We start from the raw sequence: 15,382 nt of genomic DNA, 5'->3' as shown, positions 1-15,382 counted from the left end.
ATTCAAATACTAGGCAGCCTATAAACACTTATATAGGCCACTGTGTTTACGATAAAGTAAATCGCTTTTGATAGCTCAAGTCCACCAAGTTTTCGTTTACCATGACGCTGTAGAATTCTGGCTATTTTAAACAAATATTGAGCTCGAAAAGACTTTTCTCCAAACTTAATTCTTTCGAAAGCCGCTAACTCAAAGACCCTACTCGACCTCACTGTTAGTGACTTATTATTATCATGCAACCTGTACCCAGCAACTATATTTGAGACCTCTAACCAAGAATGCTTCAAAAAAGCATTGTAAAAAAACACCACATCAAACACATAGTTAAACTCTTTGGGCCACACATTTTCATCGTAAACATGTCTTTTCCAAAAGGTTGCCGGTTGTATTACCGCGGTTCGGTAAGGCATCAAATCAAAACTATCTAAAGGGTGGTAACGATAATTTATACGTTTCATCCAATTCCCATCTATATCGATATAAGCCCCACCAAAGCTAATTATTTCGGTCGATCGATTTAGCTTAAAAGCATTAACCACCAAACCAAACACATCATCATCCAGATAGCAGTCATCTGCATTTAAAAAGCACAAGATGTCACCAGATGCAAACTGAAATGCTTTAGAAATAGCATCTGCTTGCCCAGCATCTTTTTTACTTATTAATCGAAATCTTTCGTCTTCACCGCAAAACCTCTCAATAATTTCCAACGATCCATCGACAGAACCGCCATCAGCAATTAATACCTCATAATTAGCGTAATATTGCCTTTTAATACTAGCAAGAGCCTCCTCTAAGAAACAAGCATAGTTATATGACGGCACTGCGATACTAATTTTTAACTCGTCATCCACTCTACATCCACTTTTTAATAAAAAGGCATTCACTCATTCATAAAAACACTTTTGCAATTCAATACAAACAAACCTTCCGGCAAAAGTATTGCGAATAACCAATCAAGTAATTCGCTTCCATTACTGACAGATAAAGCAGTAATACGTTATTATACGATAATTGAAAAAGACCAACAAAAAAGCTACTAAACCTTTGGCCCCACTAAAACCACGTCTTCATAAAAAACGTATCAAAAAAAACTAGGCTCGACGTAAACAACATTAAAATTTGCAAAAAAGAAGACCTAAGCTTATTTAATTACTATCGCTTTTTAAATTATAAATCACGGATGTTAACCCATTGCTAACAACAGCCTATAACCATAAAAGCCTTATTTTTGAGTTATTAAAAAGGGACTTCAAATCACGTTACCTTGACTCAATTTTTGGGCTCGCTTGGGCGTTTATAACGCCCTTAATTATGCTTGCAATGTATAGTTTAGTTTTCGGCTTTGGGTTAAGAGGAGCCCGAAATGGCATGCCTATAGATAACGGAGAGTATGTTTTAATGCTCTTTTCCGGCCTAATCATTTATTTTGCAACATCTGAATGTATTACGAAATCTGTCCGAGTTATCTTAAAAAATCAAACACTCGTAAAAAAAGTCATCTTCCCTGTTGAAATTTTACCTGTCATTATTTGCATTTCATCATTACTTCATCTTTTTATTTCGCTGAACATTCTATTAATTGCTTACGCTGTACTAGTCGCCCCCCCTCCTATTCAGACTTTCTACATTCCCTTATTGATAGCTATTTGCTTTCCGATGCTCTTAAGCCTCTCCTGGTTAATTGCGGCCTTAGGGACGCTCTCAAGAGACATCGAACAAATAACAGGACTACTTGCCCGTGGAATATTATTTATCTCCCCTGTTCTATATCGATTCGAGAACCCTCCTTATATATTAGATGCATTAATAACCATCAACCCAATATCACTGATAGTAGAGCAAATGAGAACTATTGTTTTCAATCATTCAGCACCAGACTTTTCGGCTTTAGCTATTTATTTTGTTCTTTCATTAATATCCTCTTGTTTGGCATACTTGTTTTTTATGTCCATGAGGAAACACTTTGCTGATTTAATATGAACGACTTAACCTGCATCACCGTTTCCAACTTAAGCAAGTGTTACAACATATCCCACTCCCATTTATCTAAAATACTCTGTATGTTTTTTAGCTCCTATAAAAAAGGGATCAAAGAACTCTGGGCTGTCAAAGACGTGTCTTTCAGTGTTAGCAAAGGAGAGTCCATTGCTATTATTGGAAGAAATGGGGATGGGAAAAGCACTCTATTAGAATTACTAACTGGCACTAGAAAGCCAACTAGTGGCACCATTAAAATTGAAGGAAAAATTGCTGCCCTGCTTCAGCTAGGCAGTGGGTTTAATTTGGATTACACCGGCATCGAAAACATCTATTTCAATGGTCTCCTCTTTGGCTTAACCAGATCACAAATCAAAAATAAACTTGAAGAAATCATAGCCTTCTCTGGCATTGGTAATGCAGTTAACCAACCTATTAAGGAATACTCTAGCGGAATGAAAGCTCGCCTTGCTTTTTCAGTTCAAATCGCTCTAGAGCCAGATATTTTAATTATCGATGAAGCCTTAAGCGTTGGCGACTCCTTCTTTCAAGATAAATGCAAAGAGCATTTAAAGAAATTACAAAAAAATGGAACCACTATTCTCCTAGTTACGCACAACATGAGCTCCATTGACGGTTTTTGTGATCGCGCCATAGTCCTTAACAAAGGCACTTTAGTTTTTGATGGCTCGCCTAAACAAGCCATTGAATTTTATCGATCAAAAACCACAAAACCACAAAAAAACTCAAACCCATGGGAATGATAAAATGAGAGATATTGAAGAATTTTTAAACCAATTAACATTACCACCCTCTACATCTGAAGCCCCCAGCGTTTATGCCTTTTCCCTTCATAAATCTGGCAGCACCCTATTGTTTAATATGTTAAGTGATTTAGCGCCCCATGCTGGCCTTACATACTTTAGCATGCAAGACCAAATGTTTATTAATGGGATAATGCCAAACTCAGAAATCCCCAACTCAAAACTATTTTTTAAACCCAAAGGCTACCTGTATGGTGGGTTCCGTTTTTTTCCACAGGCATACAAATTAGAGAACTTAAATAACCATAAAAAAATATTACTAATAAGAAACCCAATGGACGCTTTAGTTTCCATGTATTTTTCAAGAAAAAAATCACACGCCATACCAAAAAAAGGCCTGCTTCGTGAGGTTTGGTTAAAAAGAAGAGAGAGCGCAGACGCCCAAGACATCGAAGCATTTGTGAAAGAAAAATATAAATCACATATTAAGCGAATCAAAAGCTACAAAGAAATCCTTTCCCAAGACAATTGCGTTATCTATAGGTACGAAGACATCATTTACGACAAACTATCATTCCTTAAAAACATCTGCCAACAGTATGGATGGGTTATTGAAGAAAAAATTCTCACAAAAATTGTTAATAAATATGATGTTTTCCCTGAAACTGAAAAAGAAGAAAGTCATGTAAGACAAGTTCACCCGGGGAATTATAAAAAAAAGCTGTCAGCTGAAACGCAACAATTTCTAGAGCTCGAGTTCCAAGATATATTGGAAGCCTTCGGGTATTCTGTTAGCCCAACATCTGCATTCAGTCGGCTTTCAGCTTAGCATCCTCTTAAATATGCCTCCAGACTTAAAGATCATTATTTGTGGCATGCCACGCTCAATGACGACGTGGATATTCAATGTCGCTGCAGAACTCTTAAGTGATAATGACGTGCAAACACTGTGGATAGCGCCAGATGACCAAGATGCTGAAGGTGCCTTCACAACCTCTAAAGGTATTTGTCTAGCAAAGTGCCATCATTACAGCAAAACACTTGCAGAACATGCTGATTTAACCATCTATTCTTTCAGGGACATTAGAACAGTGGCAGTTAGTTGCTACAGAAAATTTGACTTACATTACTCTTCTGATGAAATTACTTCTTGGCTAGATGCACACAAGCAATGGACGAGCAGTGCCGACATATCAATACGCTATGAAATTGCGAACAGCAACAAAGAATCAACGTTAGTCGAGATAAAGGAGTTAATTAACAATATAAGTCCGCACCTACAACTGCATGAAGATGAACTTATGTTGCATAAAATTGATAAAAAATTTACATGCAAACAGACCTCAGAATCAAACTCTTATTCTCCCAAAGATATGGTACTCGGGCAACATAGAACGTTTCAGCCCGACCCCGCACACCTCAGCGGTATCGAAAAACAAATATATCAACAAACCCAAGAAGATTTTTCAACTTGGCTACAACAAAATGGATACATCACGATGGATGAATACGGTCAGGAAATAGAATACAATATAGCTAGGGAGTTTTTTTCTCAATTTAAGCAACCCTATGTCGTCGATATCGGTGTCGAACGCGGTAGCTTTATAGACTTAGCCATCAAATCGGGCGCTGGTAAAGTTGACGGTTTTGAACCTTTACCTCGACACCTTGATAACCTCCGCAAAAAATATGAAGCGTCTAATGTCGTTTCAATCAACCCCTACGCTGTTTCAAATGAAACAGGCTCCGCACAATTTCATGTGGCTACTGATAACGATGGAAATGAGCTGGACTACCATCACACATTGAGTGACCTGGGGGACTCTTCCACGGTAAATAGAGGCAACACAATAGTAGAAGTTAAAACATGTACGCTGAAAGATTTTTTTAGTGGCAAGCCCGAGCAAATTGACTTTCTAAAAATAGATACCGACGGTCATGATTTGAATGTTCTACACGGACTAGGTAGTTTACGACCAACCATTATCATGGCTGAGTATTGGAACGACTTACCCGAAACAAGTGGCGCGAATTCTTATACTTTAGAAGACTTAGTGATATGGGCAGAAAGCAATGGTTATCCAGAATCAGTTATTGTGCGTAGAAACGGCTCAATCGAAGTCATTGAAAGAAACATGCCCTGGTCCATAAGCGGTGACTGGGGAAATGTATTCTTTGTTCACCAACGTTTTGATTTCAACAACATAAAAACGTTTATTAATGAACAATCCAAAAAATCATATCAATCAATATGCTCCCATGTTAACCAGCTTATAGCAGGGTTAGAAGAAAAAGAAGCCGTAATACAAGAGCAGTTAAAAGAATTGCAAACAAAAGAAAGTGTTATTCAAGAACAAAAAACTGCATTGCTTGGAAAACAAGCCGTAATACAAGAGCAGTTAAAAGAATTGCAAACAAAAGAAAGTGTTATTCAAGAACAAAAAACTGCATTGCTTGGAAAACAAGCCGTAATACAAGAGCAGTTAAAAGAATTGCAAACAAAAGAAAGTGTTATTCAAGAACAAAAAACTGCATTGCTTGGAAAACAAGCCGTAATACAAGAGCAGTTAAAAGAATTGCAAACAAAAGAAAGTGTTATTCAAGAACAAAAAACTGTATTGCTTGAAAAACAAGCCGTCGCATATGAGCTATCCAAATCAATTTGTAGACAGCTAATACACCGCTGCAAGATTATACCAATCTACTTTAAGTTAAAATTTAACCGCCTCGCCCGTCCGCGTTTAGGTTGGTTGAGGCAATACTCTCCTAGGCCATTAAAAACTCCGCCTAACGATAAAGTAGTACTGACACATTCACCTAAACTCTCTATCGTTACACCATCATATGGACAAGCCAACTTTATAGAAAGAACCATAAACAGTGTATTAAACCAAGAGTACCCTAACCTTGAGTACTTCATACAAGACGGTGGCTCGACCGATGGTACTGTAGAGGTCCTTAAGAAAAATGGACACCTGTTAACAGGCTGGAAATCAGAACCTGATAACGGACAATCTCAAGCTATCAACCGTGGGTTCTTGAACACATCGGGGGAGATTATGGCTTGGCTGAATTCCGATGACTTATTATTACCAGGTGCAATAAACACCGTTATTGAATATTTCAACCAACACCCCCATATTGATGTAGTATATGGCAATCGATTGATGATTGATGATGATGACATGGAAATTGGCAGATGGATTTTACCTGACCACTGCGAAAAGACTTTAGCTTGGGCTGACTATATACCTCAAGAGACCTTATTTTGGAGGCGCTCCATTTGGGAAAAGGCAGGTGGCAAAATAGATGAGTCTTTCCAATTTGCTATGGACTGGGATTTATTGATGCGTTTTTACAATGTAGGCGCTACATTTGGCCATATTCCTCAATTTTTAGGCGCGTTCCGTGTTCACTCTCAACAAAAAACATCTGCCGAAATGGATAAAATAGGCCTTGAGGAGATGAACATCATACGAACAAGAGAACTAGGTTATACACCAACAATAAAAAACATTAGGAAATCAATTTTTCCATTCATGCTTAGACACTTTATTGTTGATCTGAAATTTCGTATAAAACAGCGCTACAGCGCAGCAAGGTCATAAAAAACCTATTAGCTCATTACCTAAAAGAGCTTTAGACATTAAATAACAAGCCTTTGGACTGTCTTATTATTTTTTATGTGCTGCTCCAGTATTACATCAATATCTCCTTTGCTCTTAAATTGATACCAGGTTTCTTCGGGATAAATAACCAGCACAGGGCCTTGACCACAGCGATCTAAACACCCTGCATTATTAACCCTTACACCACCTGGTCCTGCAAGGCCTGCTTCTTTTACTTTCTTCTTTAAGTAATCACGCATTTCTTGCGCATTATGGTCTTGGCAAGACGCGCGGCCATCGCTTCGCTGGTTGGTACAAAAAAAGATATGCTGTTTATAGTAAGCCATATAAGTTTATTTGTTAGCTAATGGATGAAACAATAAAAAAAGGATTCAGTAAATTTTGTTTATTATATACAAGCGGTTTTGAGATCCCACCCTTATTAAACTCACATACCTTCATTCCAGCGCATAAAACAACCGCGTGTGCCGCAGCCGTGTCCCATTCCATTGTTGGTCCTAGTCTTGGATAAATGTCAGCTTCACCTTCTGCAACGAGACAAAGCTTCAAGGAACTACCAATGGATACTAGCTCTTTGACTTTTTCTGTTTTTATCTCATCAATGAATTTTTTTGTTTCATCAGACAGATGCGAACGACTAGCTACTACTTTATAGCTATCGCGCTGCTCAGCTCGTTTTAACGGTAGAGCCTGCCCGTCTTTAAAGGCCCCTTCGCCTTGCTTAGCCCAATACATTTGCCCCAGCGCTGGCGCATACACCACGCCTAAAACAGGCATGCCTTGATTTATTAAGGCAATATTGACGGTGAACTCACCATTTTTTTTGATAAATTCTTTAGTACCATCTACAGGGTCAACCATCCAGAAGTAGTCCCAATCCTTTCTATCCTGATAAGGAATATTTTTGCCTTCTTCTGACATCAAGGGGATTAGCCTATTATTCTTTTGATCCAGCTCTTTTAAGCCTTGTTCTATAATCTTATGCGCCGCCGTATCGGCCTCAGTCAGTGGCGATTGATCAGCCTTAAACTCAACCTCAAAATCTTTTTGATAAATATCCATAATGGCATCACCTGCTTTTTTTGCGAGTGCCACAATGTCTTCTATGTTTATATTATCTAACATTTTTAAATATATGCGTTCTTTTTAAGGTAAGCCACAACTTCCGTAGCCGCCTCTTCAATACTAATGCCGTCGTTAACAACATGCAGCTCAGGGTTTACCGGCACCTCATAAGGTGAGTCGATACCCGTAAAGTCTTTAATCTCTCCTGCACGCGCTTTTTTATATAACCCTTTAGGATCTCTCTGCTCACAAACCTCTAATGGTGCATCAATAAACACCTCCACAAACTGGCCTTGCATGGCCATATCTCGCACCATTTGACGGTCCTTAGCAAACGGGGAAATAAACGCAGTAACGACAACCAAGCCTGCATCACAAAACAAGTTAGCCACCTCACCTACGCGGCGGATATTTTCTATTCGATCTTCTTCACTAAAGCTAAGTCCTTTATTAAGCCCTTGCCTCACGTTATCGCCATCGAGCAAATAGGTGTGCTTCTTCATCGCAAACAGTTGATTTTCTACTGCATTAGCAACCGTTGATTTACCACTACCACTTAAGCCGGTAAACCATAAAATACAAGGTTTTTGTTTTTTTAAAATAGAGCGCTGCTTTTGACTAATATGATGCTCATGCCATACCGTGTTTGTACTCATTTATTTACCCTTATTTGATGTAATGCTTTTTAACGTACTTAACAATTACTTCAACTGACTTGTCAACTGACAAAGCATCCGTATCAACGACTACTTCGGCATGCTCAGGTTCCTCATATACCTCATCGACGCCAGGAAAGTTTTTAAACTCCCCACTTAAGGCTTTTGCGTAAGCACCCTTATGATCACGCTTTTTACACGTTTCGATGTCTGCCTTTACGTAAACAACAATATTATTTCTGACCATTTCACGAATTGCTCTGCGTGATTCTTTATACGGTGAAACAAACGAGGCAACAGTTGACACTGAATTGTTCTGCAAGGTACAAACAAGGTTGCCAATACGGTGCATATGACGATTTCTATCGTCCCTTGTATAACCAATATTCGGGATGAGGTCCCGAATATCTTTTGAATCTATCCGCTCAATGGGGATATCAAGCTTTTCAAGTTGCTCAAAAACTTTATCAGCAATGGTCGTTTTGCCACTCAGTGGTAAGCCGGTAAACCAAAGATTGAAAGGCTCTATTCTTTTTTTCCCCCAGCGCACTTTTAGCCAAGCCTTTTCGTGCAGCCAAAAAAGTCCAATTTTTAAAACACTTTCCAGCAACCCCGTTGCAATAGCAAGATCCAGTCGACCAAAAAACACGTAGACAATCAGCATCGTTGTTGTTGTCGCAACAATACGCCACGTCACCCCTTTGATAAGAGAGCGCTTATTCGTTTCTTTATACATCCGTGTATTCTACGTCCTATCCCTAAGAATTTTCATTAACTATTTTCGTTAACTTATCGACCTTCGCAAGCCGGATTATGAGCCCTGCTTCCATGCAGTGACTAACACCAAGTGATTCTTTACGAGAGCAAATCATCAATCGATCGACAGCCCCATTCGGGAAAGTGCTGTCTAATCAATACATTTAAATCTTTTTCAAAAGCACTGTATTCTTTTGCTGATTGCCCGTTTGCGGCAACAGTAGATTTCTCTTGAATCATACCCGCCGCTAACGTGGCGTGAGTGTACTTATCAATCACAATAAAGCTACCCGTTCCCTTTACATCGGCATATGCGTCAAAAGCAATCGCTTGCTTCAGCGATAAGCGGCAACGAGCAATTTCATTGAGTTGCAATTCACTGGCTTCAATTTTTTCTAATGTATTAACATCGACCTTATGATGAATCTGCTCAAACCTACCTGGCACAACATTACTGGCCCTTTTGATTAGGTAATCCACCCCTGTATTCATCGCCGTTTCATTCATCCACACCAAGGTGACATCTAGCTGGTCAGCGACGTCTGGAAGATCAGTCGTTTTCACAATCATATCGCCACGACTAATATCCACTTCATCTTCAAGCGTCAAGGTGACCGCCATTGGCGCAAATGCTTCGCTAACATTCATTTCGCTTTCACTAACTGCGGGCTGAATTACCTGTTTAACCACTGACGTTTTTTGCGATGGCAGCACGGTAATACTATCACCCACCTGGATACTACCCGCCGCAATGGTGCCGCAAAAGCCTCTAAAGTCCAAGTGTGGACGGTTTACGTACTGTACTGGTAAGCGGAAGTTTTCAAGATTTACCGTATCTTCAAGCGGAATCGTATCGAGCTGCTCCATCAACGGCGCATCGGTATTCCATGGCATATTTTTGCTGGCATTAACAACGTTATCACCAGTCAACGCTGACACGGGAACAAACACAGGCGAGTTGATACCCACCTCTTTTGCAAACGACTGATACTCGTCTTTAATTTCATTAAAACGCTGTTCGCTAAATTCAACCAAATCCATCTTATTGACGGCTACCACAATATGCTTAATACCCAACAAACTTGTAATATAGCTATGACGTCGTGTTTGTGTTTGCACACCATAACGCGCATCAATGAGAATAATCGCTAAATCGGCTGTAGACGCACCGGTTGCCATATTTCGCGTGTACTGCTCATGCCCTGGGGTATCTGCAATGATGAACTTACGTTTGTCCGTGGCGAAAAAACGATATGCCACATCAATTGTAATGCCTTGCTCACGTTCAGATTGCAAGCCATCAACCAGTAAAGCCAGATCAACCGCTTCACCTGTTGTACCGTGCTTTTTAGAGTCATTATTAATTGCCGCCAACTGATCTTCAAAAATCATTTTACTGTCATGCAGTAAACGTCCAATTAACGTACTTTTCCCATCATCTACGCTACCACAGGTAATAAAACGTAATAATTCTTTGTTTTCATGTTGCTTCAAATACCCCTCGATATCAGATGCAATCAAGTTATTTTGCTCAACAGCCATTAGAAATACCCCTCAATCTTTTTCTTCTCCATCGACCCTGATTCATCATGGTCTATCAATCGCCCCTGGCGCTCGGATACTTTGGTTAGCAGCATTTCTTGAATAATTTCAGGCAATGTTTCCGCTGTAGACTCCACTGCCCCTGTTAGCGGGTAACAACCCAGCGTCCTGAAACGCACCTTCTCCATCACCGCCTTGTCACGTAACTCTTCAGGCATGCGCTCGTCATCGACCATTATTTTGGTTCCACCGTACTCAACCACTGGGCGTTCTTTTGCAAAATACAAATCAGGAATAGGTATCCCTTCAAGGTAGATATATTGCCAAATATCGAGCTCAGTCCAATTAGATAACGGAAATACCCGAATCGACTCCCCTTTTTGATGGCGCCCATTATAGGTATCCCATAATTCTGGGCGTTGCGCCTTTGGGTCCCAACGGTGATTTTTATCGCGGAATGAATAAATTCGTTCTTTAGCACGTGACTTTTCTTCGTCACGACGAGCGCCGCCAAACACCGCATCATATTGATAACTATCTAACATCTGGCGCAGGCCTTCTGTTTTCATGATATCGGTATGCATCGATGAGCCATGTTCAAATGGAGATATGTTTAGCTCCTTACCCTTTGGGTTAATATAGACAATCAAGTCCATACCCACTTCTTTGGCCCGCTTATCCCGAAACTCGATCATTTCTTTGAACTTCCAAGTGGTATCGACATGCACCAAAGGAAACGGTGGTTTGGCAGGAAAGAACGCTTTTTGTGCCAGATGCAACATCACCGAAGAATCCTTACCTACACTATAAAGCATTGCCGGGTTATCAAATTCAGCAATCACTTCACGTATAATATGCACAGACTCCGCTTCTAAGCGCTTCAAATGCGTCAGTTGTTTTTTACTTATAACCATAATGTTTATTTAAATAAAATTATATAATGTTTAATTATAACGAATTATCCGCACTCTTGCCTATTTTATTATTTTGACAAACCAAATCAACTATACCGATACAGACCTTTGCGTTAAGTGTGGATTATGCCTACCACAGTGCCCCACGTACAATTTAACTAAAAATGAAAACGATTCACCCCGTGGCCGCCTAGCCCTCATTCAAGGTTGGTCAGAAGGCCATCTCGAACTAACAAACACGCTTAGCGAGCACATTGATAACTGCTTAACGTGTAGAGCCTGCGAACAAATGTGTCCCGCCAAAGTACCATATGCTAGGCTCATCAACGACTTTCGTGGCGACACAAACACCACCGAGCATAATAAATTGAGCCTGTTAGAACGTTCATTCATTAGTCGCCTCAAAGGACAATACAGGAAAAGTCTAAACTTTTTTCTGCGTTTTTATCAGAAAGTTGGTTTAAGTAAACTCCCTTTACAACTAAATACTTATTTGCCCGCCAAAATTTCCTCTAATCAGTTTAACGAAACATACCCGACATTGGTTGCAGAAAGGCGAGGGCACGTTGCGCTCTTTACTGGTTGCGCCACAGAGGTGCTTGATTCTAAAACACTAGAAGATACTGTCTTCCTTCTTCAACATTGTGGCTTTGACGTTTCCATTCCCCCAAACCAATATTGTTGTGGCGCGATAGATTTACACGCTGGCAATCATCAGCAAGCACTAAAGCTCGCCCAAAACAACCAAAACACGTTTGATAATACACACTACGATGCCGTCATTACGGTCGCCAGTGGTTGCGGTTCTACCTTAGCCGAATATGACCATGCTCTATCAAAAAAAGTCGTTGATATCAGTGATTTTATTGCGCCTTATTTAAGTACACTCACATTCAAACCACTGAAAGCATCGGCTTGGCTTCACACCCCTTGCACCTTAAAAAATGCTCACCCCTCAACCACCGATATTACTGAACTACTTGCTAATATCAATGAATTAAACATCCGCTCTTTCAAACCCAATCAAATGTGTTGCGGCGCGGCTGGTAGCTACATGCTCACCCACAAAGAAACCGCAACCACCCTACGCGATCAAACTATTGCTCCTTTAAAAGATCACACAACTGATTATTTACTAACCAGTAATGTAGGCTGCGCACTGCATATCCGCTCTGGTTTAAAACAAGCAGGGCTTAACACCACCACCTTGCATCCGGTATCATTACTAGCACAACAACTAAAGGTATAACCATGCAAAGAGCTTACTCCACCGCTGACAACCTCATTGCTCATGCCAACCGTGTGTTACGAACCTTAGCGGGGCATGCTAAAACAACAGGGCGAGAAAACCCGTCTGACGCCGTCGAAGATAACGACCTTAATGAAGACGAAGCTAAATTATCAGCGCAACTGATGCGTGTAAACCATGCTGGCGAAGTCGCTGCCCAAGCCTTATATCAGGGTCAGTCATTAACTGCTCGCAACAAGGCCGTGCAAGAAAAACTGACCCAAGCTGCCGAAGAAGAAAATGATCATCTTGTTTGGTGTCGCAAACGTCTTGACCAGCTTGGCGAAAAAACCAGCATTCTAGACCCTGCTTGGTATTTGGGCTCTTTAGCCATTGGCGCCACCGCCGGTTTAGCCGGCGACAAATGGAGTCTCGGCTTTTTAGCCGAAACCGAGAAACAGGTCGTTCAACATATTGAGAGCCATCTCGAAAAACTGCCCGATACCGATCACAAAACACGCGCCATCCTTAATCAGATGCACGAAGATGAAAGCCAACACGCTACCAGCGCCATCGAGCAAGGCGGGGCTGAGTTACCTGCCCCCATTAAACAAGGCATGCGGCTTGTTTCAAAAATCATGACAAAAACATCTTTTTGGGTTTAGTCTTAAATGAGCAATAACTGGGAAGACCTTGTCAATTTTGACAAGCAACACATTTGGCATCCTTATACCAGTCTAAGCCACCCAACACCTGTTTTCCCCGTAAAATCAGCTTCTGACGTTCGATTAACGCTTGCAGATGGCCGTGAATTGATTGATGGCATGTCATCTTGGTGGGCGGCCATTCATGGCTACAATCACCCCACTTTAAATGCCGCTATTGAAAACCAACTCAAATCTATGTCACATGTGATGTTTGGCGGCTTAACGCACAAACCTGCTGTTGATTTAGCAAAAAAACTCATCGACATCAGCCACGATGATTTACAACATGTATTCTTTGCCGATTCTGGTTCAGTCGCCGTTGAAGTTGCAATCAAAATGGCCCTTCAGTATTGCTCATCACTAGGCCAACCGCAAAAACAACGCTTATTAACCATTAAAAATGGTTATCACGGTGATACTTTTGGTGCGATGGCCGTTTGCGATCCCGATAATGGCATGCATCATCTATTTAGTAACGTTCTCGCTCAACACCTTTTTGCAAAAACCCCTGATTGCCGAGACCAAACTCCATACGATCAAGCCGCCATTGATGATTTTGAGCATTTATTAAAAGACAATATAGGTACTATTGCAGCCGTGATTATAGAACCGCTGGTGCAGGGTGCAGGCGGCATGCGGTTTTATAGCGCCGCCTATCTTAAAAAAGTACGTGAGCTGTGTGATGAGCACGATGTACTACTGATTCTGGATGAAATAGCCACTGGGTTTGGCCGTACTGGAACCTTATTCGCCTACGAGCAAGCGCAAATTGCACCTGATATTTTATGCGTCGGAAAAGCGCTAACCGGTGGTTATGTAAGCCTCGCTGCCACGCTCTGCTCCAGCAAAGTAGCCGATGGTATTGGCGGAGGCCAACACCCAACCTTAATGCACGGTCCAACGTTTATGGCTAACCCTTTAGCCTGTGCAGTAGCTAATGCCAGTTTAGAGGTTTTATTGGCTTCGCCCTGGCAAACCTCGGTACAGAGGATTGAAAAACAATTACAATCTGAACTAGCGCCTTGTTCACAACTGAGCGCTGTAAAAGAGGTTCGTGTTAAAGGCGCGATTGGTGTCATTGAGCTGCATCAGCCCGTTGATATCCATTGGATACAACCCCGGTTTGTAGAACTCGGTGTATGGGTTCGTCCTTTTTCAACCCTCATCTACGTGATGCCCCCCTATATTATGACGACAGCTGATTTGTCAAAACTAACATCAGCTATGCATCAAGTGGCCTGCGACATCGATACAATTAATGACCAACCAAAGGCGGGTGGCAAATAATTTGCACCGTTACGCCGCCAGGATCATAACAATAAAAACTTTTTGCGCCATCACGGTGTTTGCGTGGTTGAGTTTTCATTTTAACGCCATGATGTTTTAAAAACTCAAACCAATCATCTACATCGTCTTCCCGGTCCAGAAAAAAGCCAATATGGTCTAATGCTGGAACCCCTGCCTCTTCTCCTGTAACAACATGCAGGGCCAAGTTATCATTCCCTGAGGTTAAATAAACGTTCTGTTCATCTGGTCGCCATTCAACAGACATTCCCATTAACTCAACATAAAAATGCTCAGCGGCTACTAAGTCTTGTACATTTAACGCAACATGCCGTAAGCCAGTTGTTGGATTAGGCCGCTTCATTAGGCAACATCCACAATTTCATAATCATGGGTTATCTCAACAGCCTTGCTCAACATAATAGAGGCCGAGCAGTACTTTTCAGCTGATAAATTAACAGCACGTGCAACAGCTTTGTCAGTTAAGCCCTTACCAGACACGATAAAATGAACGTGAATTTTAGTAAACACCGCAGGGACCTCATCAGCACGCTCAGCATGAATTTCTGCCACACAATCGGTCACCTGTTGACGCGCTTTATCCAAAATCATTTTTACATCAAACGCTGTACAACCGCCCATACCAGTTAACAACATTTCCATTGGCCGAGGCCCTAAATTTCTACCGCCATTTGCTGGCGCACCATCCATTACAACGGTATGCCCACTGCCTGATTCGCCAAGAAACATCGCGCCTTCAACCCACTTTATTCTTACATCCATTTTCAAACCCTTGTTTTAATTTTAGGCGCAAAGAATATCATAAAACCAGCCAGCAACATGACGTTTGCTAAACC

16 protein-coding genes and 1 pseudogene are annotated in these 15,382 nt (G+C 41.1%); 8 read left to right on the top strand and 9 right to left on the bottom strand.

Going from position 1 to position 15,382, the window contains the following annotated elements; translation table 11 throughout:
- Positions 1–2: 2 nt before the first annotated feature.
- Positions 3–887, bottom strand: a complete 885-nt coding sequence (locus CPC19_RS02920) for a glycosyltransferase (RefSeq protein WP_198003974.1) — start codon at positions 885–887, stop codon at positions 3–5.
- Between the two features lie 307 nt (positions 888–1,194).
- Between CPC19_RS02920 and CPC19_RS02915 the strand changes: the two genes are divergently transcribed.
- The 4 genes from CPC19_RS02915 (at position 1,195) to CPC19_RS11840 (ending at position 6,352) form a co-directional block, all read left to right on the top strand.
- Positions 1,195–1,983 (top strand): ABC transporter permease, encoded by a 789-nt coding sequence (locus CPC19_RS02915; protein WP_016390477.1) that lies wholly within the window; start codon positions 1,195–1,197, stop codon positions 1,981–1,983.
- A gap of 80 nt (positions 1,984–2,063) precedes the next feature.
- Positions 2,064–2,744, top strand: a complete 681-nt coding sequence (locus CPC19_RS02910) for an ABC transporter ATP-binding protein (protein ID WP_016390476.1) — start codon at positions 2,064–2,066, stop codon at positions 2,742–2,744.
- Positions 2,745–2,748: 4 nt separating this feature from the next.
- Positions 2,749–3,573 carry a sulfotransferase domain-containing protein gene (locus tag CPC19_RS02905; RefSeq protein ID WP_016390475.1) on the top strand — a complete coding sequence of 275 codons (825 nt, stop codon included), beginning with the start codon at positions 2,749–2,751 and terminating at the stop codon, positions 3,571–3,573.
- Positions 3,574–3,586: 13 nt separating this feature from the next.
- A complete protein-coding gene (locus CPC19_RS11840) occupies positions 3,587–6,352 on the top strand; it encodes an FkbM family methyltransferase (RefSeq protein ID WP_162789636.1) in 2,766 nt (921 codons plus the stop codon).
- 38 nt (positions 6,353–6,390) lie between these two features.
- Here CPC19_RS11840 and CPC19_RS02895 read toward each other — a convergent pair whose 3' ends face one another.
- From CPC19_RS02895 to cysD, 6 genes are all read right to left on the bottom strand, one after another.
- The gene (locus CPC19_RS02895; protein WP_016390473.1) at positions 6,391–6,699 is read right to left on the bottom strand and encodes a ferredoxin; all 309 of its coding nucleotides are present in this window, start codon (positions 6,697–6,699) and stop codon (positions 6,391–6,393) included.
- A gap of 13 nt (positions 6,700–6,712) precedes the next feature.
- Positions 6,713–7,498: a 3'(2'),5'-bisphosphate nucleotidase CysQ gene (gene cysQ, locus CPC19_RS02890; RefSeq protein ID WP_016390472.1), complete on the bottom strand. Its 786-nt coding sequence runs from the start codon at positions 7,496–7,498 to the stop codon at positions 6,713–6,715.
- 2 nt (positions 7,499–7,500) lie between these two features.
- A complete protein-coding gene (gene cysC, locus CPC19_RS02885; protein ID WP_015006790.1) occupies positions 7,501–8,094 on the bottom strand; it encodes an adenylyl-sulfate kinase in 594 nt (197 codons plus the stop codon).
- A gap of 10 nt (positions 8,095–8,104) precedes the next feature.
- On the bottom strand, positions 8,105–8,830 hold the full coding sequence (gene cysC / locus CPC19_RS02880; protein ID WP_016390471.1) for an adenylyl-sulfate kinase: 726 nt from the start codon (positions 8,828–8,830) through the stop codon (positions 8,105–8,107).
- A gap of 119 nt (positions 8,831–8,949) precedes the next feature.
- Positions 8,950–10,392, bottom strand: coding sequence for a sulfate adenylyltransferase subunit CysN (gene cysN / locus CPC19_RS02875; protein ID WP_015006792.1), 1,443 nt, complete (start codon positions 10,390–10,392; stop codon positions 8,950–8,952).
- On the bottom strand, positions 10,392–11,306 hold the full coding sequence (gene cysD / locus CPC19_RS02870; RefSeq protein WP_015006793.1) for a sulfate adenylyltransferase subunit CysD: 915 nt from the start codon (positions 11,304–11,306) through the stop codon (positions 10,392–10,394). The genes cysN and cysD overlap by 1 nt, the downstream gene beginning before the upstream one ends.
- Positions 11,307–11,379: 73 nt before the next feature.
- Here cysD and CPC19_RS12070 point away from each other — a divergent pair.
- The 4 genes and pseudogenes from CPC19_RS12070 to bioA all read left to right on the top strand — a co-directional run.
- Positions 11,380–11,553 (top strand): annotated as a pseudogene (locus tag CPC19_RS12070) (4Fe-4S dicluster domain-containing protein); the annotation flags it as partial.
- Positions 11,554–11,595: 42 nt separating this feature from the next.
- The gene (locus tag CPC19_RS02865; protein WP_016390470.1) at positions 11,596–12,555 is read left to right on the top strand and encodes a (Fe-S)-binding protein; all 960 of its coding nucleotides are present in this window, start codon (positions 11,596–11,598) and stop codon (positions 12,553–12,555) included.
- A 2-nt stretch (positions 12,556–12,557) separates the two neighbouring features.
- Complete coding sequence (gene coq7, locus CPC19_RS02860; RefSeq protein ID WP_016390469.1) at positions 12,558–13,199, top strand: 2-polyprenyl-3-methyl-6-methoxy-1,4-benzoquinone monooxygenase; 642 nt, start codon at positions 12,558–12,560, stop codon at positions 13,197–13,199.
- Positions 13,200–13,205: 6 nt separating this feature from the next.
- The gene (gene bioA, locus CPC19_RS02855) at positions 13,206–14,528 is read left to right on the top strand and encodes an adenosylmethionine--8-amino-7-oxononanoate transaminase (RefSeq protein WP_016390468.1); all 1,323 of its coding nucleotides are present in this window, start codon (positions 13,206–13,208) and stop codon (positions 14,526–14,528) included.
- Here bioA and CPC19_RS02850 read toward each other — a convergent pair.
- Together CPC19_RS02850 and CPC19_RS02845 are read right to left on the bottom strand one after the other, a co-directional pair.
- On the bottom strand, positions 14,497–14,889 hold the full coding sequence (locus CPC19_RS02850) for a VOC family protein (RefSeq protein ID WP_016390467.1): 393 nt from the start codon (positions 14,887–14,889) through the stop codon (positions 14,497–14,499). The two genes, bioA and CPC19_RS02850, sit on opposite strands and share 32 nt — an antisense overlap.
- Positions 14,889–15,308, bottom strand: a complete 420-nt coding sequence (locus CPC19_RS02845; RefSeq protein WP_015006798.1) for an OsmC family protein — start codon at positions 15,306–15,308, stop codon at positions 14,889–14,891. The genes CPC19_RS02850 and CPC19_RS02845 overlap by 1 nt, the downstream gene beginning before the upstream one ends.
- Positions 15,309–15,382: the final 74 nt, after the last annotated feature.

This window comes from Cycloclasticus sp. PY97N (genome assembly GCF_002443175.1).
In the GTDB taxonomy this organism is placed as follows: Bacteria; Pseudomonadota; Gammaproteobacteria; order Methylococcales; family Cycloclasticaceae; genus Cycloclasticus; species Cycloclasticus pugetii.
Note: the sequence above shows the minus strand (reverse complement) of the source record. Positions and strands in the feature narration are given on the sequence as shown.